Source organism: Shouchella shacheensis, assembly GCF_001484965.1.
In the GTDB taxonomy this organism is placed as follows: Bacteria; Bacillota; Bacilli; order Bacillales; family Bacillaceae_D; genus Shouchella; species Shouchella shacheensis.
This window is the reverse complement of sequence record NZ_LLYY01000011.1, coordinates 101615-121685: the sequence shown is the minus strand read 5'-3', so window position 1 is coordinate 121685 and position 20071 is coordinate 101615. Positions and strand designations below refer to the sequence as shown.

Annotated in this window: 19 protein-coding genes; 5 read left to right on the top strand and 14 right to left on the bottom strand. The window is 46.7% G+C overall.

Features of this window, described 5'->3' with window-relative positions; all coding sequences use genetic code 11:
• Positions 1-229 precede the first annotated feature (229 nt).
• Positions 230-661, bottom strand: coding sequence for a DUF2383 domain-containing protein (locus tag AVZ68_RS13080; protein ID WP_059105010.1), 432 nt, complete (start codon positions 659-661; stop codon positions 230-232).
• Between the two features lie 345 nt (positions 662-1006).
• On the opposite strand from AVZ68_RS13080, the gene AVZ68_RS13075 reads away from it, so the two are divergent.
• The 4 genes from AVZ68_RS13075 (at position 1007) to AVZ68_RS13060 (ending at position 5872) form a co-directional block, all read left to right on the top strand.
• Positions 1007-1945: an AEC family transporter gene (locus tag AVZ68_RS13075; protein ID WP_059105009.1), complete on the top strand. Its 939-nt coding sequence runs from the start codon at positions 1007-1009 to the stop codon at positions 1943-1945.
• A gap of 80 nt (positions 1946-2025) precedes the next feature.
• Positions 2026-3525, top strand: a complete 1500-nt coding sequence (locus AVZ68_RS13070) for a phytoene desaturase family protein (RefSeq protein ID WP_059105008.1) — start codon at positions 2026-2028, stop codon at positions 3523-3525.
• Positions 3526-3584: 59 nt separating this feature from the next.
• Positions 3585-5036: a phytoene desaturase family protein gene (locus AVZ68_RS13065; RefSeq protein WP_059105007.1), complete on the top strand. Its 1452-nt coding sequence runs from the start codon at positions 3585-3587 to the stop codon at positions 5034-5036.
• Complete coding sequence (locus AVZ68_RS13060; protein WP_059105006.1) at positions 5033-5872, top strand: phytoene/squalene synthase family protein; 840 nt, start codon at positions 5033-5035, stop codon at positions 5870-5872. Before AVZ68_RS13065 ends, AVZ68_RS13060 begins: the two co-directional genes overlap by 4 nt.
• Before the next feature lie 49 nt (positions 5873-5921).
• On the opposite strand, the gene AVZ68_RS13055 is transcribed toward AVZ68_RS13060, so the two are convergent.
• The 13 genes from AVZ68_RS13055 to coxB form a co-directional block, all read right to left on the bottom strand.
• Entirely contained in the window at positions 5922-6386 is a 465-nt protein-coding gene (locus tag AVZ68_RS13055; RefSeq protein WP_059105005.1) for an SRPBCC family protein, read from the bottom strand.
• 69 nt (positions 6387-6455) lie between these two features.
• Positions 6456-7925, bottom strand: a complete 1470-nt coding sequence (locus tag AVZ68_RS13050; RefSeq protein ID WP_059105004.1) for a phytoene desaturase family protein — start codon at positions 7923-7925, stop codon at positions 6456-6458.
• Positions 7922-9031: a glycosyltransferase family 2 protein gene (locus tag AVZ68_RS13045; RefSeq protein ID WP_059105003.1), complete on the bottom strand. Its 1110-nt coding sequence runs from the start codon at positions 9029-9031 to the stop codon at positions 7922-7924. Before AVZ68_RS13045 ends, AVZ68_RS13050 begins: the two co-directional genes overlap by 4 nt.
• Positions 9024-9752, bottom strand: a complete 729-nt coding sequence (locus AVZ68_RS13040) for a lysophospholipid acyltransferase family protein (RefSeq protein WP_059105002.1) — start codon at positions 9750-9752, stop codon at positions 9024-9026. The genes AVZ68_RS13045 and AVZ68_RS13040 overlap by 8 nt, the downstream gene beginning before the upstream one ends.
• Entirely contained in the window at positions 9749-10522 is a 774-nt protein-coding gene (locus tag AVZ68_RS13035; RefSeq protein WP_059105001.1) for a carotenoid biosynthesis protein, read from the bottom strand. The genes AVZ68_RS13040 and AVZ68_RS13035 overlap by 4 nt, the downstream gene beginning before the upstream one ends.
• Positions 10523-10575: 53 nt before the next feature.
• Entirely contained in the window at positions 10576-12084 is a 1509-nt protein-coding gene (locus tag AVZ68_RS13030) for a phytoene desaturase family protein (RefSeq protein ID WP_059105000.1), read from the bottom strand.
• A gap of 17 nt (positions 12085-12101) precedes the next feature.
• Positions 12102-12677, bottom strand: a complete 576-nt coding sequence (locus tag AVZ68_RS13025; RefSeq protein ID WP_059104999.1) for a methyltransferase family protein — start codon at positions 12675-12677, stop codon at positions 12102-12104.
• A gap of 474 nt (positions 12678-13151) precedes the next feature.
• Positions 13152-14180, bottom strand: a complete 1029-nt coding sequence (gene splB, locus AVZ68_RS13020; RefSeq protein ID WP_059104998.1) for a spore photoproduct lyase — start codon at positions 14178-14180, stop codon at positions 13152-13154.
• Positions 14173-14430, bottom strand: a complete 258-nt coding sequence (locus AVZ68_RS13015; RefSeq protein ID WP_059104997.1) for a transcriptional regulator SplA domain-containing protein — start codon at positions 14428-14430, stop codon at positions 14173-14175. Before AVZ68_RS13015 ends, splB begins: the two co-directional genes overlap by 8 nt.
• 260 nt (positions 14431-14690) lie before the next feature.
• Positions 14691-15038, bottom strand: a complete 348-nt coding sequence (locus AVZ68_RS13010) for a cytochrome C oxidase subunit IV family protein (protein WP_059104996.1) — start codon at positions 15036-15038, stop codon at positions 14691-14693.
• A 1-nt stretch (position 15039) separates the two neighbouring features.
• Complete coding sequence (locus AVZ68_RS13005) at positions 15040-15663, bottom strand: cytochrome (ubi)quinol oxidase subunit III (RefSeq protein ID WP_059104995.1); 624 nt, start codon at positions 15661-15663, stop codon at positions 15040-15042.
• A 1-nt stretch (position 15664) separates the two neighbouring features.
• A complete protein-coding gene (gene ctaD / locus AVZ68_RS13000; protein WP_059104994.1) occupies positions 15665-17536 on the bottom strand; it encodes a cytochrome c oxidase subunit I in 1872 nt (623 codons plus the stop codon).
• 31 nt (positions 17537-17567) lie between these two features.
• Positions 17568-18611: a cytochrome c oxidase subunit II gene (gene coxB / locus AVZ68_RS12995; protein ID WP_059104993.1), complete on the bottom strand. Its 1044-nt coding sequence runs from the start codon at positions 18609-18611 to the stop codon at positions 17568-17570.
• A gap of 545 nt (positions 18612-19156) precedes the next feature.
• Here coxB and AVZ68_RS12990 point away from each other — a divergent pair.
• Positions 19157-20056 (top strand): COX15/CtaA family protein, encoded by a 900-nt coding sequence (locus AVZ68_RS12990; protein WP_059104992.1) that lies wholly within the window; start codon positions 19157-19159, stop codon positions 20054-20056.
• Positions 20057-20071 lie beyond the last annotated feature (15 nt).

Sequence of the window (20071 nt, the reverse complement as noted above, 5' to 3'; positions counted from 1 at the left end):
GGGCGTTGAATTCATTGCGATTTTCTTGGTGCGAAAGTTGAGTTATTAAGGAAAGGCACCCTATTCTGGAATGACGGTAAAACTCATGATAGCTAGTTCTGTTTAAACCAACTCAAGGGGCTCGTTTGTATGAGGCCTCTTGACATAAGCTCAGTGTATTGCCGATAATTTATAATTTAGATATCTTTATTTCCCTCCAATTCTCTAAATGATGAACAGCCTCATCTTGTCACTCACTCAAACTGTTCAATTGATGAATATGAGCTCGATCCTCATCTAAATTGCTTTGAACGATTTGAAGGCTCTCCGGGTCCAAATCATCCCCTCGCACGATCTCTTCAGTGGAACGTATGCCCATCTCTTGTCCTTTTATGGCGCCTTTTACAATTTCTTTCGTTGATTCAGGGACACCCTTCAGTTTCATCATGGTTTCATTGACGGAGCCCATGAATCCGTTATCTTCTACAGCTTTGCCTCCTAGGTTTTTTATTCTTTCTGCAATCTTGCTTGCATGTTGTTTGTGGTCCTGCTGAATTTGCTGTAATTGTGCTTTGGTGGCTGGATCTCGAGCTTTTTCAATGTAATGTTCATACGCATGAATTCCCATGTATTCTCCTTTTAAATTCTCATTCAATTCGTTAATCACCTGTTTTTCTTGCATCATGGTCCCACCTTTTTAGAATACGTTTTTTCGTGTGTCCCGCTCTCCCAAGCTGCATTCGTTGCCCACCAGCTAGACTCGGTTGTGAACGTTCTCCTTTAGATTATTGATGATCTTCTTCTAACAGTATGGGTTCAGGGAGCTTGGCATTTGTTCTTTGAATACTTCATGTTCTTTCATCAGAAAAACCTCCAAAATTTACGTAATTACCGGTCGATGGTGCACAATCCTGTTCCCAGATAACCATCCTCAGCATAAGATAATGACAAGTGTACATATGGGCGAACGATCCATTGAATAATGGGGAAGCGGACGATCAATGAGCGTGAAAAAGGGGTGGTATGAGTGGCTGCTTTCCAAGAAGTATTGTCTGAAATGACAATGCTCTACCTTATCTTTGTTGTTGGTTGGCTCGCAATGAAATTTCGTTTGCTTCCTGAGACAAGCCGAGGCGTCTTCACAAAGCTTTTGCTCTATGTGACACTGCCCTGCTTAATTGTCACCTCCATGCATGTTCCTTTTGAAATCGACCGGGGCCTCGCCGTCGTGGCACTGCTCCTTCTGTCTGCTTACTTTTTGGGAGGCACGGCTCTGATCGGGAGGTGGACGGCGCGTCGGTTCAAGTTGCCGCAAGAACGGGCTGGAGTTTATGAAAATTTGTTGCTGTTTGGCAACCAAGGGTTTATAGGAGTCGCGATTGCTTTTCAGCTTTTTGGCCACGACGGCCTATTCTTTGCAGCGGTGTTTAATATGATTTACTTTATTGCGATCTGGACGTATGGCATCGCGGTCATGCAGCGAGACACCCCTCGTGGTGAACGAGCTTCCCTCTGGAAAAATCCAGGGTTGATCGCCACATCGGTCGGGCTGCTCCTCTTCTTTTTGCCGATTTCATTGCCTCGTTCTCTCTTTGATGCAATGAATAGCATCGGTCAAATGACTGTACCGCTCTCCATGCTCTTAATTGGGTGTTTGATTGCTTCTATTCGCTTGATGGATTTTCTTACTTACCTAAGGAGTAAACTGTTATGGGTGGCGCTAAGCGGCCGTCTCTTTATCGTGCCATTTCTCCTCTTTCTTCCGTTGGCGTTTACGCCCCTCCCCTTCGACTGGCTCGCCATTGCTGTACTTCTGTCCGCCACTCCATGCGCCCCAACCGTTAGTTTGTATGCGGAGAACTACGGGGGCGACACATCTTTTGCCTCGGTCGCCGTGCTCGTCTCGACATTCGCTGCGGCGGTGACCTTGCCGCTGTTATTCGCTATTTTCAATGGCTTGTCTTAAAACTCCCTCTTCTTGTTTAGGCCTATGAACAGGGGGGTATATCAGTAGAGACGTTTTTTGGTGACCTTGGAGAGGCAGGGATGTTTTTGAAAAAAATTATTGTTATTGGTGCTGGCCCAGGTGGTCTGGCTTCAGCCATGCTCCTTGCAGGACGTGGCTATGAAGTCACGGTTTTGGAGAAGCAGCCGTTTCTTGGAGGACGGACATCGTTATTTGAACAAGATGGTTTCTCTTTCGACCGGGGGCCCACTTTTTTTAGCATGCCACATATACTAGAGGAACTGTTTGAAGCTGTTGGTCGAAAGCTAAGCGACTATCTAACTATGCACAAAGTCGATCCAATGTATGAGCTTCGCTTTGAGGATATCGCGTTTTCTCCAAGCTACGACACAAGTGCAACCTATGAGAGGATTGAGGAGAGCTTTCCAGGCAACGGCCGTGGGTTTCTTCGTTTCCTTGAAGAAACAGAACAGAAAATGGCTGCGCTCATGCCTGTGCTGCAAAATCGCCATGGTTCTTTGTTTGACTATGGACGGTGGCGAACATTAAAGGCACTTCCGAAGCTTTCGCTCGGGCGTAGCCTATATGACGAGTTAAGTCGGTATTTTACCGATGAGCGCCTGAAGCTGTCTTTCACGTTTCAATCCAAGTATTTGGGAATGTCTCCATGGGAATGCCCGGCTGCCTTTAGCATCCTTTCTTACATGGAGTATGCATACGGCATTTTCCATCCAGAGGGTGGAGTCAATCAGATTCCACAAGCGATGGCGAAGGTTTGTCAGGAGTTCGGTGCAAAGATTCACACCCATACAGATGTAAAGAAAATTCTTACAAAAAACAAAGACGTCTACGGCGTGGAGCTTGCAAACGGGGAAGAACTCTATTGTGACGAGTTAATTGTGAACGCTGATTTTGCTTACACCATGTCCGAGCTCATTGATGAAGCGAACCTTAAAAAGTACAAGCCTCATAAGCTAAAGAAGAAAAAGTACTCCTGCTCAACCTTTATGATTTACGCCAATGTGGATAAAGAGTATGAACTTCCTCATCACACCGTCATATTTTCAAAGGATTATAAAAAAAATGTGGAAGAAGTAACGGGGTCCAAGTTGCTGTCAGCAGATCCCTCTATTTACGTTCACAATCCCATTGGTACAGATCGCTCTTTAGCTCCTCCTGGAAAGTCGCCGATCTACTTGCTCGCACCCGTACCAAATAATTTCAGCGGCATTGATTGGAGAAAAGAGCAATCGTCCACGCGGGACCTCATTTACCAACAGGTAGAAGAGCGTACAGGATTTAAAGGACTAAGAGACCACGTAACCACCGAAACGATTCTGACGCCGGCTGATTGGGAAGCAAGTTTCAATGTATACAAGGGCGCAACCTTCAACCTTGCCCACAATTTGGGGCAAATGATGTACTTCCGCCCTCACAACCGTTTTGAAGAACTCGGTTCTTGTTGGCTCGTTGGAGGCGGCACACACCCTGGAAGCGGTCTTCCAACGATTCTCGAATCAGGACGAATCACCGCGCAGTCGCTGATGGAGAGTGACAAGGAAATAACGATTGTGAGATAATAACGAAACAGTTCTAGAAGCACTTATACCCTCGTTATGACGGGAAAGGGGGCATTCGAATGAATAGGAAAACAGTGATTGTCGGAAGCGGCATCGGCGGACTCGTGACCGCCTTATACCTTAGTCATCGCGGGGATGACGTCATCGTTTATGAACGTGCCTCTTCCTTCGGGGGAAGGCTGGCTTATCATGAGCGAGAGGCGTATAAAATTGATCAAGGCCCTACGATTGTACTGCTGCCCGAGATGATTACATCCATATTAGAAGAAGCAGGAATGGATACAAGCGGCCTCACGTTTCAGCGCATCGATCCGCTGTATCGAATATCGTTTCCCGATGGCAGCCATTTCTGGAAGTATCAAGATCAGCAGGCACAGGAAAAGGAAATTGCTCGCCTTTTTCCAGGGGAGGAACAGGCATTTACGGCTTTTATGAAGGCGATGCAGTCCAACTTCGAGAAAGGCAAAGCCGCTTTTCTTGATCAAAATTTTGTGAAACGCCGCATGTTTTTTTCTTACCCCAATTTAAAGGTGCTTTATCAATTGAAAGCCTATCAATCGGTGGAAAAAATGACCGCGCACTTTTTTTCAGATATTCGCTTACAAAATGCGTACAAGCTGCAATCGCTATACATTGGTGGGAATCCTGCTTCTTCTCCTGCTCTCTACTCTCTCGTTTCTTACAGTGAGCATGAGCACGGCATTTGGTACTTACATGGAGGGTATGCTAGTCTTGTAACAGCCATCGTGCAAGAGCTGAAATCGCGTGGGGTAAAGCTTGTCGCCAATGCCGAGGTTACAAGTGTTATAGGAAAAAAGCGGCAATGTAGGTCAGTCGTTGTTCAAGGAGAAACGATTAGAGCCGATCGCTTTATCATGAATGGCGACTTTCCTTACGTAGAATCCCTTGTGAGAAACAAACCCGTGAAAAAAAAATACATAGCCTCTTCTGGGTGTCTACTTCTTTATTTTGGCTTAAACAAAGTTTATAAAGAAAGTCCCGTACACCAGTTTATTCTTACTGACGACTTTAAAGGCCACATGGATGAAGTGTTTGTTGAGCAACGTTCCCCCACACGTCCCTCGATATACGCTTTTCATCCGTCCATTATTGATAACACATTAGCGCCACCCGGAAAAGGGGTGCTGTATGCACTTATCCCCGTCCCCAATACAAAGGGGCAAAAAGTGAGTGAATCACTCATTGAAACCGCCATCGACCGTTTGGAGGCGGAAGCATTCCCTGGTCTCCGGCGAGCGATCACCTGGATGGACGTGCGAACCCCAGAGGATGCAGAGCAAGAAGGATTGTTTCAAGGCGGAAGTTTTGGACTTGCCCCCGTGCTCAAACAATCGGGGGTTTTCCGGCCTCAGCTCCGACCGTTTTATTACAAGAATGTGTATGCCGTGGGGGCTTCCACTCATCCTGGAGGCGGCATCCCAATCGTGATGCAAGGGGCGAAACTGCTCGCTGCGTATCTTCGTGAAACAGAGAGGGGACAGATGAAATGAAAGACATTGAACATGCTTATGCATATTGCCATAACATCATCTCCCAGCATTCCAAGACATTTACAAAAGCATTTGGCTCGCTACCGAAAAAAAAACGGCAGGCTGTCTGGGCTATTTATGCATTTTGTCGTGAGGTCGACGATATTGTTGACGAACAGCCTAGCTCGATGACGTCTCTAGAAAACTTTGAAACCGAATTTGCGGCTTTTTTAGACGGAGACCTGCCAGCTGGAGATCCAAAATGGCTAGCTTTGCATGATGTGTTTTCTACATTTGACATGAACCCACAGCCCTTTCATGAAATGATTCAGGGGCAATATATGGATCTTCATCAGCAGCGCTACGAGACACTCGAAGAACTAGAAAACTACGCGTACCATGTCGCCAGCACCGTAGGCTTAATGCTTCTTCCGGTTCTTGCACCCACAACGCATCAACGTTTGCAAAGGGATGGCATTGCTTTAGGAAAGGCAATGCAGCTCACAAATATATTACGCGATGTAGGAGAAGATCTATCGATGGGTCGCATCTATCTCCCACGCAGACTACTGTCGGACTATGGAGTAAGCGAAGCTCAACTTCTTGCGGGCAACGTGGATCAGAACTTCATCAACTTATGGGAGTGCATCGCTACGCGCGCAGAAAATCTCTATCAACAAGCCTTTACGACCATGCATCTCTATCCACTCAATGCCCAGTTACCGGTAAAAGGTGCCGCACACATGTACCGCGCCATTTTGGATGCTGTTCGAAAAAACGAATATGACGTGTTTACGAAGCGAGCGTTCATTGAAAAAGAAAGAAAACAGTCCATCATGCATAGCGTTCAAGGATAAGCAAAAGTCGACTAGATTACTAGTCGACTTTTGTAGTCACTGCTCCTAATCATGTAACGCGACCAAAATACGTGCTCAACTGCTTTTTACGAAAAGAAAAAATTTCTTCCAGCCGTTTGCGTACAATAAGTCGATGAACGAGCCTTCCGAGGATGGAGAGTGGCATTACATAATGCACCACGTCCTGTACTTCAACTCCACCCTCGACCTCGGTGAAGATGTGTTGGTGATGCCATAAGCGAAAAGGACCAAAGCGTTGCTCGTCCACAAATCGTTCTCCTTTTAGAATGTGCGTAATTTCAGTCACCCACTGCACCTGCAACCATGAGAACGGTCGAATTCTGTAGCGAATGATCATCCCTGCATGCATGTTCTCAGAGATGGCTTCCATGATTTTGAATGTCATGTTATCAGGCGTGATGTTCGACAATTGGTTGGGATCAGAAAAGAAGGCCCATGCTTCCTTGCGTGAGATTGGCAACTGTTGAGTGCTGGTTAATGTGTATAGCTTCATGCTCTTCCTCCTCGTTTAACAGGTCCTCTCAGTGCTCTTCATGGCTATTACTGCCTCTTTAGGAAGAGCTTAGACCTCCTCACCAATCAGTTGAGCGACATTCATCCCGCTCTGTACGACCATTGGAGAGCCTCCTCCTGGGTGAGTAGAGCCACTGGAAAAATAAAGGTTTTGAAGATCTCGGCTTTTATTTGCGGGGCGCAAAAACGCCTGCTGCAAACGATTCGAAGACGCCCCGTACAGTCCCCCGTGAAAAGCATCATAGTCAGCCGCAATGTCGTTGGGTGTCACTACTTTATCCTCGATTAACACCGGACGAATATGAACCCCTTTTTCTTCCAGTTTATCGTAGATAAACGCCTTATACGACTCTGTATCCATGGAGCCCTGCTCCCCTTTAAGTGCGGGGGCATTCACAAGAATGAATAGGTTATCCCCTTCCTCGCTCGCTGTTGGATCGCTCACTGAAGAGTTGCAAATGTAGATGGTTGGGTCACTCGGATAAACTTGGTGGGTAAAAAGCTCTTCAAACTCTTGCTTATAGGAAGGGCTGAAATACACTTGATGATGCATCGTCGCTTCCGTTTTCGCGCTTGTTGCCGCCATAATGACGAAAGCAGAGCTCGAAGGCGTCCGTTGCCACACGGAAGAGCGATTGGGAACAGACGGCCTCGCGCGCTCATCCACGAGACGTGGAAAAACCGTCATGTAGTCACCATTCAGTAAATAGGCATCAAACGAATAACGCCGCCCATCAACGAGTTCGAGTGCAGATACGTTCTTTCTTTCCGTCTCTAGCTTCTTCACTTCGGTCTCCAAGTGGAAACGCACGCCTAGCTCTTCGGCCCTTTTGCGGAACCCTTCAGCCAGCGTCGGGTTCCCCCCCTTTATAAAAAAAACGCCGTCCACCAACTCAAAGTAAGCAATCATTGCGAACGTCGCAGGGGCGTAATACGGCGACGACCCAATATACGTCGCATATCGGTTTAACATTTGCACCACACGCTCGTCTTTAAAAAACCGTCGGTGAAAAGAATCCATTTTCTCCAACGGACGAACTCCAAGAAGCGCCCGTCCAAGCTTGGGCGACACGTATTCCCCCACCGATGCAAACGTCCTCGGAAAAAACTGATCGCTGGCAAGTTCATAGAGACGCGTCACTTCCTCGATGTATGAATGGACACTTGCATTGGATTCGCCAAACTTACGAAAAGCCTTCATTGTTGCGCTCAAGTCGCTTGACGTCGTAAGAGTGGACCCATCAGAGAAATGATTGGCCGTATGCGCTGTTAATGGTTCGATAGAGACATACTCATCAGGATGGACGCCGCTTTGGCGATACACTTCTTTAAAAACCTCAGGCATGGTCAACGTGTTTGGCCCAAAATCAAAACGGGCGCCGCCAAATGCATAGCGCCTCATTTTGCCACCCACATAGTCATGCTTTTCGTACACATCCACTTGATAGCCTTTGGCTCCAAGAAGAATGCTAGCCGCAAGTCCACCAAGACCTGCGCCTATGATCGCTACGTTCTTCATTTATACCGTCTTCCTTTCCACTCAAACCCATCGCCCACTCGTGTACGGTGAATAGACGTTACCAAAATAACTACCAAAACCATCGATGAAAAAGGCATCAACAGGCAAAGGAAGGGATTTTGTTTCGTCCGCAAGTCAACCAGAAGCCTCATCATCCAAGTAATCAGCAGCGGGATTCCCAGTTGATAAGAGCCGCTTAGCACGCCCCATACGGCGAGCGGCAGAGGCAAAATAAAAAAGAACGAATAAAACAAGATGATGCAGCTGGCCACAAGATAGGAACGCCCAATCCCAGCAAAAATATTTTTCAGAAACCCATTCCAGACCTCACGGTTGCTTTCATACATATAGCAGCTCGCAACGTTTGTGATGTTCGCAAGAATAGCGCGCCCCCCAGCTTCCTTTACCGCTCTCGTAATGTGAACGTCTTCCACAAGAGAACTCGCGACGGCTCGATGTCCTTGCACGTTTTCATACGCACAGCGGGAGAAAAACATAAACGATCCATGCGCCGCTGATGCACGGCTCATCATTGTGTGGTTAGCGATAAAAAGCGGCAAATGCACATAAATAATCACATGCTGAAGCGGGACGAGCAGACGTCCAAGCAACGAGTGAACCGGAAAACGGGGAAATCCTGATATTAATCCGGCATTCTTTTTTTGTGAAAGCCTCACCGTTTTTTCCACCGTGTGGCTCCTCAAGCGAATATCCGCATCAAGAAACAAAAGGTACGCTCCTTTCGCTTCCATGCCAAGTTGATAACAAGCATGAACCTTCCCCACCCACCCTTCAGGAAGCGGTGCTCCTTTAATGACACGGCTATGTTCAAGATGCTTCGTTTCCGTTCTTAACAAGTCCAACGTTTGATCTTGAGAGCCATCATCAAGGAAAATAAACTCCATCTTGGGATAGGTGAGTTCCTTCAATGATTCAATGAGTAGGCCAACATTTCGTTCCTCATCACGCAGAGGAACAAGGATCGAGACGAGCGGCGCTGGTTCCACTGGAGGAACGGCCCCTCCCTTTAATCGAGGCATAAACCAGCCGTTCACAAGAACGAAACCGAGAATAGCGAGAAGTGCAAAACTGTAGAGCTCAATCATCTTGCGCTCCGCCTTTACGAAAAAAGGAGAACCAATCACTGACGCTCTTCGTTCCGCGGAGCGTCACTCTGTATTCATCCATCGTTTCTTCCATCACGCAAGCGCGCTGAGCATCTAGCTGCTTGGTGAGGACTTCCTGCAACTGCTTTGTCTTTTCGCTTCTGTCTCCACACAAATCGCTAGCTTGCAAAGAGGTACCAATGTCTACGAATAGACGCGGGCGCTGTTCATGCAAAAACGTATAGTAAAAGGTCACTGGCACAATCGTCGATTCTTGCACTTCTTCCGCTAAGTAGGCGGCGCCACTCGCCAAATGGAGCGGACGCTGCTCAAGGTGACGCTCCTCCCCTTGAGGGAACATCCAAATAGCCTTACGTTCCTTCAGCAAACCCTTCGCGTATCGGAGCGATTTCGCCATCGATAGTGAGCGTTTGGTATCAATGGAAAAAGCACCGAGTCTATGGAAAAACCGAAACGACTGGAGCCCTTCCTCTCCTGTCATCATATAGCAATCATGCATGCAAAACGCATTTCTTGAAAGGTAGAAAGCGGAGAGCCCGTCCCACCAGTTGCTATGATTGGAAAGCACAAGAACGGGCTGCCCTGCTGCTGGCGCTTCTCCTCGTACATGTATATAGGAAAACGAGCGTTTGAACAGCCAATAGGTATTATACAACTGAAAGAGACGCTCGTACGTCCGATTTTTATTGGCATAAATCATGATGACTCTCCTTGCGCCTTCGCATAAAGAAGCAAAATGCCCACGGTTAGCACTCCCGTTAATGCACTTGCACCAAAGATTCCGCCTGCCGCTGCGATCACCATAAACATGCTTATCATAAGCACATACAAAAGAACGATTCGAGGTTGCCAGTATCGATCAGCATTCACATGCCATTGTCGGCTCATCCGAAGTAAGGCATATAACAAAGCATGAAGCACAAACGCAATTAGAAACCAGCCGACAAAGTTGGAAAACGGCACACCATAATAGAATCCTTCGCTTTCCCAAACCCAGTACTCCTGAAGGTTTGCCGCCACCGGATCAATCAATAAGTCCATAACCACCGCAGCGAAGGCTCCTCCTACAACATAAACAACAACTTGTAAGCCGCTGCGGGAAACCATAAACGCAATCGGTTTGACTAAAGCATGAGTCGTCGCCATGACCATCAGCCAGGCAGCGCCAATCGTAAAAGGAACGCCAAATAAGAACAAGCCAAAGTCAGGGTTGTACTCGTAGGCGCCGAAAAGAAACCCGAATTCCGTTCCCAACCACTCTACGAAAATCGTCGAAGCGACAACACCTATAGAGAATAGCCACCCAAGAGTCCCGTACTGTCTAAAAAAGTAGATTCCCCCCAGTAAGCCAGCGGCAATAAGAAATACCGCATTGGCCCACTCTAGCCACGTAGGCAATAAATCAAATCCAACAAGAATAACCCCGCACACATACCAACTGATAAAAAAACGAAAAACGACACGATCCATCAATACAGAAACGCCTCCAGTACCTTAGCCTCACGATTTTTACTATCGAAGCATTATCCGATATGCTTCGAAGTACTCCTCATATCCTCTGCAATGAGGTCCGCGGTCAACTGTCCGGAGAGCGTAACCATTGGGACCCCTCCGCCAGGATGAGTGGAGCCCCCTACAAAGTAGAGGTTCGCGAGTCGGTCACTACGACTTGGCACTTTGAAGCCCCCATTTTTCTTACGATCCGCAACCGTCCCGTAAATCGACCCTCCCGTTGATCCGTAGAGGGATTTCAAATCGTCAGGAGTGAACGTGTATTCAAACTCAATGTAGTCGCGAATATCCTCGAGCCCGTTACGTTCCAACTTTTTAAGCACGGTTTCACGATACGATTCCCTATAAAGTTCCCAGTTCTCCTCTCCGAAAAGAGGTGGTACGTGGGTAAGAACAAAATGATTCTCTTTGCCATCAGGTGCTTGCTCGGGATCGGACTTAGAGGAGATTCCAATATAGACCGTTGGGTCATCCGCTGGCTTCTTGTCTTCAAAGATTTGCTTGAATTCGAGCTCTGGATCCTTAGAGAAAAAGAAGTTATGGTGCCGCAAGTGATCATACGTCCGGTTAATGCCAAGCAAAAGAACTAAACCAGAAACGCTTGGCTCATACTTTTTGACCATTTTCTCTGTAGGTTCCGCTTGTGGAAGCTCACTCAACAAATGCTGGTACGTTGGGATGGCTTCTAGGTTGGAGACAATAACATCGGCATGGACCGTCTTACCGTCCGCAAGCTCAACTCCTCTAGCTTCGCCGTCCTTATAGACAATACGTTCTACTTTTGCATTCGTCTGGATCTCTACACCTAGCTCTTGAAGCAGTCGCTCCATCCCCTGAATGATCTTGTACATCCCCCCTTTGACATAGAAGATCCCTAACCCCATCTGTACATAGGCAAGTTGCGACAGCACAGCCGGTGCCAAATACGGAGAAGAGCCCACATACATAACAAAAAAATTGATCAGCTGTCGTAAGTGCGGGTCCTGTATGAATTTCTTTGTCCCAGCATCGAGGTTTTTGAACGGATCCAGCGCCATGAGCTCCTTGAAATTATGTAAGTTGCGTAAATCGTTCACCCCGGACAAGCTTTTCTTGTAAAAACTTTTTTTGCATAGATCATACATTTTCGCACTGTAGCTTAAATACTCTAGGAAAGGAGCGGCATCTTGCGGAGACAGCTCTTCAATGTCCTTAAGCATCGCGGGCAAATCTCCCTTGACATCAAGGGTCACCCCATCTTCGAAAAAAGTCCTCCACTGCGGCTCGACACGTTCAATGGTCATATAGTCGTTCACATTTCTTCCCGCACTTTCAAACAACTGCTCAAGGACCCAAGGCATTGTTAAAATAGACGGACCTGTGTCAAACGTATAGCCCTTCCCTTCGCGAATATTGCATTTCCCCCCAAGGCGTTCATTTTGTTCAAAGAGCGTTACTTGATGGCCGTCTGCCGCTAACCGAATGCTTGCGGAAAGACCTCCTAGGCCGCCACCAATCACTGCAATGTCCTTTTTCTTCATCCTACTTCCTCCTCCGTTTAATAAATCCACGGGAGTAAAACCCACCGTTGCCGCTTCCATTTCCGGTACCGTTCCTCAAGCTCTGCTGTGAGGAGCTCCTCTTCGATCTGTATGCGCATAAGTAGTGCGGGGACGATTAAAGCGAGTGAGATGAGTAAGCCTCCCCACGTATGCAAATACAATGAAATGCCAACCACACATAGCAGCAGTGCGGTGTAAAGAGGGTGGCGTAGCCGACGATAAGGACCATCACTAACGAGGTCCATAGAGTCTGTGGCGTGCACATTCCTTGTAAAGAAAACCTGTAGCTTCATTATCGCCCAAAACCGAAGAAAAATGCCTACAGCATATATGGCGGTCCCTAGCCACGGCACCCAAGGAACGTCTATAATGGCCCACTGGTTCTCGCGAAAAAGGATGCTCACACCGATTGCGAGCATGATTGCCACCAAGATGAAATAGAAACTGATACTCTCATGTTTTCCCTTTTCATAAGACTCGTCCTTTTCTTTCTTTCCGCGATCTCTGAAAACCACAAATTCAAGGGTCCAAATGATCGTTAGCAATACAAAGACTCCATCAACAAGAGTCACTCTGCGCCCTCCCTCAAGAATTATTGAGTTGTTTCGGTTCTTGATCACAGATTTTCTTACTTCTATAAGCTATACCTTTTTTCCTGTTAACCTAAACGGTTTCTTTATGGCTAAATGAAAGGTGCGCAAAAAATGCGAAGAGGGTAGCTTGAGGCAATAACCATGCTTTAAGCTCAGTCAGTTTCGCTACGGATTCTTACCTGACCCGAGGGATGAAAGGACCGCTATGTAGTTAAGCAGAATGCTCAAAAAGGTAGCAACAGCGATGTAGAACAAAGCCTTGCCTGATTGTTCCTGAACAGCTTAGGGAATTCCTTTATACAAATTTGTAACGGCGACAAGGCACGTTTTCGACCGTATTCAGGAGTTTACGAAGAATTGCTTGTGGCTCTTCTTGGGCTTCGCGCTAAAAAACGTTGCCTCTAAAAAAACTGAAATGAATAAGCACTACCGCTCATTCACTTCAGTTTAAGGTCAAGTAAAATACTCAATTCTGGCATCTGGGAAATGGTTGTCAATAAAGCCGCCAATGGTATCTTTAATATCTTCCTGCTCTTCGTTCGTGTAGACGTACTTGCCGATACCGTAGCGCCCCCATTTCCACTTTCTCTTCGACTCATCTAGTTCAAGTTTTGTCATGGGGTAGTTTTTTTGAATTACACGCTTGGCGGGCTTTGTAAACCGGTGTTGAATCATCTCAAAGGTTAAGTCTTTCTTCGCAAAAGCGGGCAGCGCTTGCTCCAGCTTCTCAAGCATTTCCCCGTAGCCTTCTCTCCACCCTTCATGCAAGTAGATCGGGGCGATAATAAATCCGAGCGGGTAGCCAGCTTCGGCTACTTTAACGGCTGCTTCAATTCTCTCTTGAAGTCTGGACGTCCCCGGTTCGAAGTATTTAATAATGTAGTCACTGTTGATGCTAAAACGAAAACGCGTACGGCCATTGTGTTTCGCATCTAGCAGATGGTCCACGTGGGCAAATTTAGTCACAAATCGTAACTTTCCATGTTCGGATTCGCCAAAGTATTCAATCGCCCTTTTTAAAGAGTGCGTCAAATGGTCCACCCCGACAATGTCGGACGTACAGGAAGCCTCAAAGCGCGTTGGTTCAGGAGCACGTTCTTTCATATACTGATCCGCTGATTCAAAAATCTCATCAAGGTTCACATAGGTGCGGATATACGGTTTGTCTCCCATCGTCGTTTGCAGATAGCAATAATGGCAGTGACCCATACATCCTGTCACAAACGGGATGGCGTATTCTGCTGACGGTTTGGATGTATCAAATTTTAGCGTCTTGCGAACGCCAACCACCAGTGTTGATTTAGCGGTACGATACTTCTGAAAGTGGTTGTCTCCCGGCAAGTTGCGGATTTGATTGTGGGAGGTTGTTTCTCTTATTTCAATTCCCATGTTCTCAAACTTCGGGATTAACTCCTTGGCAAGCGGGTATTCCATGGCACGCGGTTCAACGTAGACGAGTTCAGGAACAAAGGGTCTAACCATGAAAATCTCCTTCCTCTGGCAAGCCGAACGCTTGCTGGTAGGCGTTTTCCGCTTCGTCTTCGGTTTGATACACGGCCACATCGTCTGTTAACGGGTAATAGGTCTCATACAGAAAGAGAGAGAGCTCGCTTGGGTCTTCAGGATTCTGAACAACCGCTGCCTCTTGGACATTTGCAACATCTTGAGCATGAGGGTTTCGAATAATGACATAGACCACTTGCCCTGGTTGGTATGATTCGCTTAAAGACATGTTTTCACCTTACCTTCTTCGTTTACCCGTAGTCTTTCGTAACGGAGGAAGATTATGTTGGAAATGATACCCGCCGGAGCTAGACAATACCGAAAAACCAGGCGGGTTGAACAGAAGCGAGAATTTCGGAGACCTGTCATAAGAAACCCTGTTCTTGGACAACACTTGCCAAGGCGAGAATCTCAAGCTTTTCCCCACCGGAGCTAGACAAAAAAAGAAACCCCGTCACCAGGGTTTCTTCCATTGTCATTCAACACCTTTTAAATCTTATTCACACCAATCAGAAGCATTAGCGTTGCAACGGTCAGGACCGTAACAAAAACCCCCGTTACCATAAAAATCGTTGCCCAAGCATGATCCTTATCTTTCATATGCATGAAAAACAGCAGCTGCAAGAAAAATTGAACGCCTGCCAGGATCAAGATAAACGGGACAGCAAAAGAATGCGTGACAACATCCGTCCCTACTGCAGCGAACGAAAGAACTGTTAGGAACAGCAGAAGAACAAAGACAACGATCTGACTGCGAATTTCTTTTTTCATGTCCCTTTTTTCCATTTCGGACATTGCGCTTTTTTTAAACGGTGTGCTTAAATGTTCGTCGGACATTCTAGTAACCCCCCACTCCCATTAAGTATACGACAGTGAAGATAAAGACCCACACCACGTCGATAAAGTGCCAATACAGGCTTGCTACGTAGAATTTCGGCGCGTTGGTCAGCGTAATACCACTCTTCGCGTAACGGACAAGCAAGATGGTGATCCACCCAAGGCCAAAGAGAACGTGAGCCCCGTGCAGGCCAACAAGTGTATAGAAAGCGGATGAAAAGGCACTTGTTGTAAACCCGAAATCATAATCATGAACATAATGTTGAAACTCATAAATTTCAAGGCCCAAAAAGACAGCGCCTAGAATTACGGTTGCCCACATCCAAGCCATCATTTGCTTGAACTTGTTCTTCTTCATCGCAAACATCGCGAACACGCTCGTCATTGAGCTTGTTAAAAGAATCATCGTCATGATAAAGACGAGAGGAAGCGTGAAGATGTCCGTCGACGCTGGCCCGTCTCCAGTTCCGTTACGAAGGGCGAGGAACGTACCGAAGAACGTTGCGAACATAATCGTTTCGCCACCTAAGAAGAACCAGAACCCAAGAAACTTGTTTTTCCCTTCAAGCGTTGCCCGCTCAGGGTGAGAAGGCAACCCTTTGCTCATATCCACTGTATCTGCCATCTTAGCTGCCCCCTCCCGGTCTCTTCAGATCGGCTTTAACTTTGCTTTTTGGAATGTGGTAGCCGTGGTCTTCTTTAATGGACCGAACCGCCATGGCTCCAAAGGTTAGAATTCCCCCGAAAGCAACGACAATCCAAGGATTGATCACGGGGTTCTGCATTTCAAGCATAATAATGCCGAATCCGCCAAAATAAAGGCCGATCGAAATCACGAGTGGAAGGATGGAACCGTTTGGCATATGGATGTCGCTCACAGGTTCTGCCGGCTTCATCGTTCCATCGCCGTGCACTTTTTCATAGAAAAGCGGATCAAGAGAACGAATTTGCGGCGTTTGCGCAAAGTTGTACTCAGGGACAGGGGTCGGCGTTGCCCACTCAAGTGTACGAGCATCCCATGGATCGTTCTGCCCAATCACACGCTCCCCTTTAAAGGCTGAATAGATGATGTTGATGATTAAAATGATGATCCCAGCGGACATAAAAAACGTTCCAAAGGTACTAATCAAATTATAGGTATCTAACCCTTGCCCGCCTAAGTATGTATAGACGCGTCGCTGCATCCCCATCAAACCAAGGAAATGTTGCACAAAGAACGTTAGGTGAAACCCAATGGTGAAGACCACAAAGAATATGATCCCTAATTTCTCGTTTAACTTATGGTTAAACATCTTTGGATACCAATAGAACAAACCGGCAAATAAGGCTAGCACAATCCCAGCAACGATAATGTAGTGAAAGTGCGCAACAACAAAATACGTGTCGTGATAGAGATACGTTACAGGCGCCATGGCAAGCATAACCCCGGTTACCCCACCAAGCACGAAGGTTGGTACGAAGGAAGAAGCGAATAACATCGCCGTGTTAAACGTAATCTTCCCGCCCCACATCGTGAATAGCCAGTTAAAGATCTTAATCCCCGTTGGCACGGCAATCGTCATGGTCGCAATCGCAAAGATCGAGTTCGCAACAGGCCCCATTCCAACCGTGAACATATGGTGCGCCCAAACCATGAAGCCAAGAAAGGCAATCAGTATCGTCGCAAACACCATCGCCGTGTAGCCAAAGAGGCGTTTGCGTGAGAAGGCAGGAATGACTTCTGAAATAATACCGAAGGCCGGTAATACAAGAATGTATACTTCCGGGTGCCCAAAGATCCAGAAGATGTGCTGCCATATTACGACGTTCCCTCCGGCATCTGGCACGAAGAATTGTGCATCAAAGACTCGCTCTAGCATAAGCAGCGCAAGTCCAGCCGCCAGTGGAGTGAACGCAAATAAGATCAGTGTTGACGTAACGAAAGACGTCCACACAAAGAGCGGTAAGCGCATCATGGTCATGCCTGGTGCACGCATGTTGATAATCGTGACTAGAAAGTTAATCGCAGAGACGAGCGTTCCAATCCCTGATACTTGAAGACCTAGCACGTAGAAATCAATTCCGAGCACATCCTGTGTGGAAAGCGGCGCGTAAGCCGTCCATCCTGCATCCGGTCCACCCCCAAAGAACCAGCTTGTTGAAAGAAGCAAGCCTCCGGAAAGGAAAATCCAAAACCCAAGCGCGTTGACAAATGGAAAGGCTACATCACGCGCTCCAATTTGTAATGGAATAACGAAGTTCATAAATGCAAAGATGATCGGGGTTACCGCCAAAAACAGCATGATCGTCCCGTGCATGGTAAGCAACTCATTATACGTTTGCCCGCTTAAGAAATTGTTTTCTGGGAACGCGAGCTGTATCCGCATAAACACAGCCATGAGCCCAGCTTTGGCGAAAAAAAGCGTACCGGCAATCAAATACATGATCCCGAGTTTCTTATGATCGACCGTTGTTAGCCAATCCCAAACAACGCTTTTATCTTTTTTATGGCTAGCCAATACAAGACCCTCCTTTACCTCATTCTACCTTTTAATAATCTTGGTCGGCTCCACGCACTTCAAGCGTACGCAAGTAAGCAATCAACGCTTCCATATCCTCGTCACTCATATCAGGATAGGCCTGCATCTTATTGCCCTGTTTTAACGACTGAGGATCGCGAATCCAAGCTTCAAGGTTCTCATCGTTATTTTCTAAAACACCGGCAATCATTTGACGGTCCGCAAAGTTTGTGAGCGATGGACCTGCAGCCGTTCCTTGCCCACCAATAGCGTGACAGCCAATACAGCTTTGTTCTTCGAAGACTTCATAACCGTCAGAGGCGAGTGCTTCATCTGGTTGTTCTGCCTCTTCGATGCTTTGCATCTCTTCCACCCAGGCATCATAATCGTCTTGCTCAAGCGCAATTAGCTTAAACTCCATCAGGGCATGCGAGGGTCCGCAAAGCTCAGCACATTTGCCAAAATACACCCCGGGCTCGTCTGCCTCTAGGTACATCGCGTTCTGTATTCCTGGTACTGTGTCTTGTTTACCGCCTAACGCAGGCACCCAGAACGAGTGAATGACATCCTCCGCATTTAGTTCAAATATCACTTCTTGCCCGACAGGAATGTAGACCTCCTGCCCAGCGGTAAACCCTTCTTCCTCATAGTCAAACTGCCACCAATACTGATGTCCCGTTACATTAATATAAAGATTGTCTTCATATTGACTTGGATCGGCATTGACGTGGAACTTAAAGGTCCCTACGATCGTTGGTACAAACAAAATGATCAGCAAGAGGATCGGAATCACCGTCCAGGTAATTTCCATTGCCGTATTCCCGTGTACCTGTCTTGGAAGCTCGTTATCTCCCTCTTTACGACGAAATTTTGCCAAGATAATAAAATAGATGACAAAAACGACGATTGAAACAAAGGCCATCACGTAAAGCGACAGCATCATGTTGTCAAAAATCCACTGGGCAGCCGGCCCTTTAGGATCGAGGGCAGTTAAGTTTTCTTCTCCCATACATCCCGTCAAAAAAAGCATAATCAATGAAAGAGGAAGAAAACGCCATACGTTTTTCCTAAGCATCTTTGTCCCTCACTTTCTTTTTTCAAATAGTCGGTGTTGCTAACACTTGCTTTGCAAGCGATCATGCTAACGATAGGTAGACAACCATAATCTTCGCAACCGTATACATAAGACAATAACAAATGGAGCCTTTTTTAGCTTTAGGCTCAATCGCTTTTTGCTGCTCAGCAAACACAGCTTTTCACATATGTACGCGCATTTTCTTATGTATGCTCCCTTACTAAAAGAAACCACAAAGCCCATTCATCTTATTAATTTTGTTCTCCCCACTCTTCATTGTGTCAAACATAAATCACCCCTACTTAAAATTGCCTTAACACTTACATTAAAACCGGTCCCGTCCATTATAACTCATAATTTGCGGGGTTTCATCATATTCCACATGTTCACATGATCTTCACATTTCTGATCGTCAACAAATGTTCGCAACCAGAAAATTGACTTCAAGCGACAAACTTCTTTAAGATGAAGACGAGGTTATTTTAGCACACACTTGTTACTTTATCATAGTTCTCAACAAGTTTATAGAAAGAAAGGTGAAACGATTGCATAATTGGTTAAAACGATTTGGCGTTATCACCTCACTAGGCGTCCTTTTAGTGCTAATCCAAGGAGCTCTAGTCACCAAAACTGGGTCAGGAGAAGGATGCGGCGCTACTTGGCCCCTTTGTTTTGGAGAGGTTATTCCTACAAATCCAGCAATGGAAACCATTATTGAATATAGTCATAGGCTTGTCTCCGGGATTGTCGGCGCCCTCGTCATCGTAATGGCGATCTGGTCGTGGCGCCAGCTTAGACACATGCGCGAAACCAAATTTCTTTCCATCGTTTCCGTATTCATGATCATCTTTCAAGGATTGCTCGGAGCCGGAGCGGTCGTTTTCGGTCAGTCGGATTTGATCATGGCTCTTCATTTTGGCTTTTCTGCTCTTTCCTTTGCATCCGTTGTTCTTTTAACAAGACTCGCATTTGAGGACAGCAAAACTGGACAGCCTCTCATCCCCCGGGTATCGAAGGCTTTCCGTAATTACGTTCTTATTGTCACTATTTACAGCTACGCCGCGATTTATACAGGTGCGTATGTGAAACATACGGAGGCCTCACTTGCGTGCAACGGTTTCCCGCTTTGTAATGGCCAGCTCTTCCCAGCGCTTCAAGGCCAAGTTGGTGCTCAGGTGCTTCACCGGGCAGCGGCGATGGTTCTTGTCGCGTTGCTCTTGATCTTATGTGTTTGGGTATGGAAACAATACAAACATGAGCGCGTACTTGTTGTCTCTTCCGTGCTTACGATCCTTCTTGTCCTGGGACAAGCGGCAAGCGGAATTTCCATCGTCTTCACATACAATCAAGTCATGTCTGTTGGCATTTTTCATGCGCTGCTTATTTCCCTCCTCTTCACCGTGCTATGCTATATGACAATGATCGTGACGAGAAAGCACAGGTAAAAAGAAAAGCGGAGG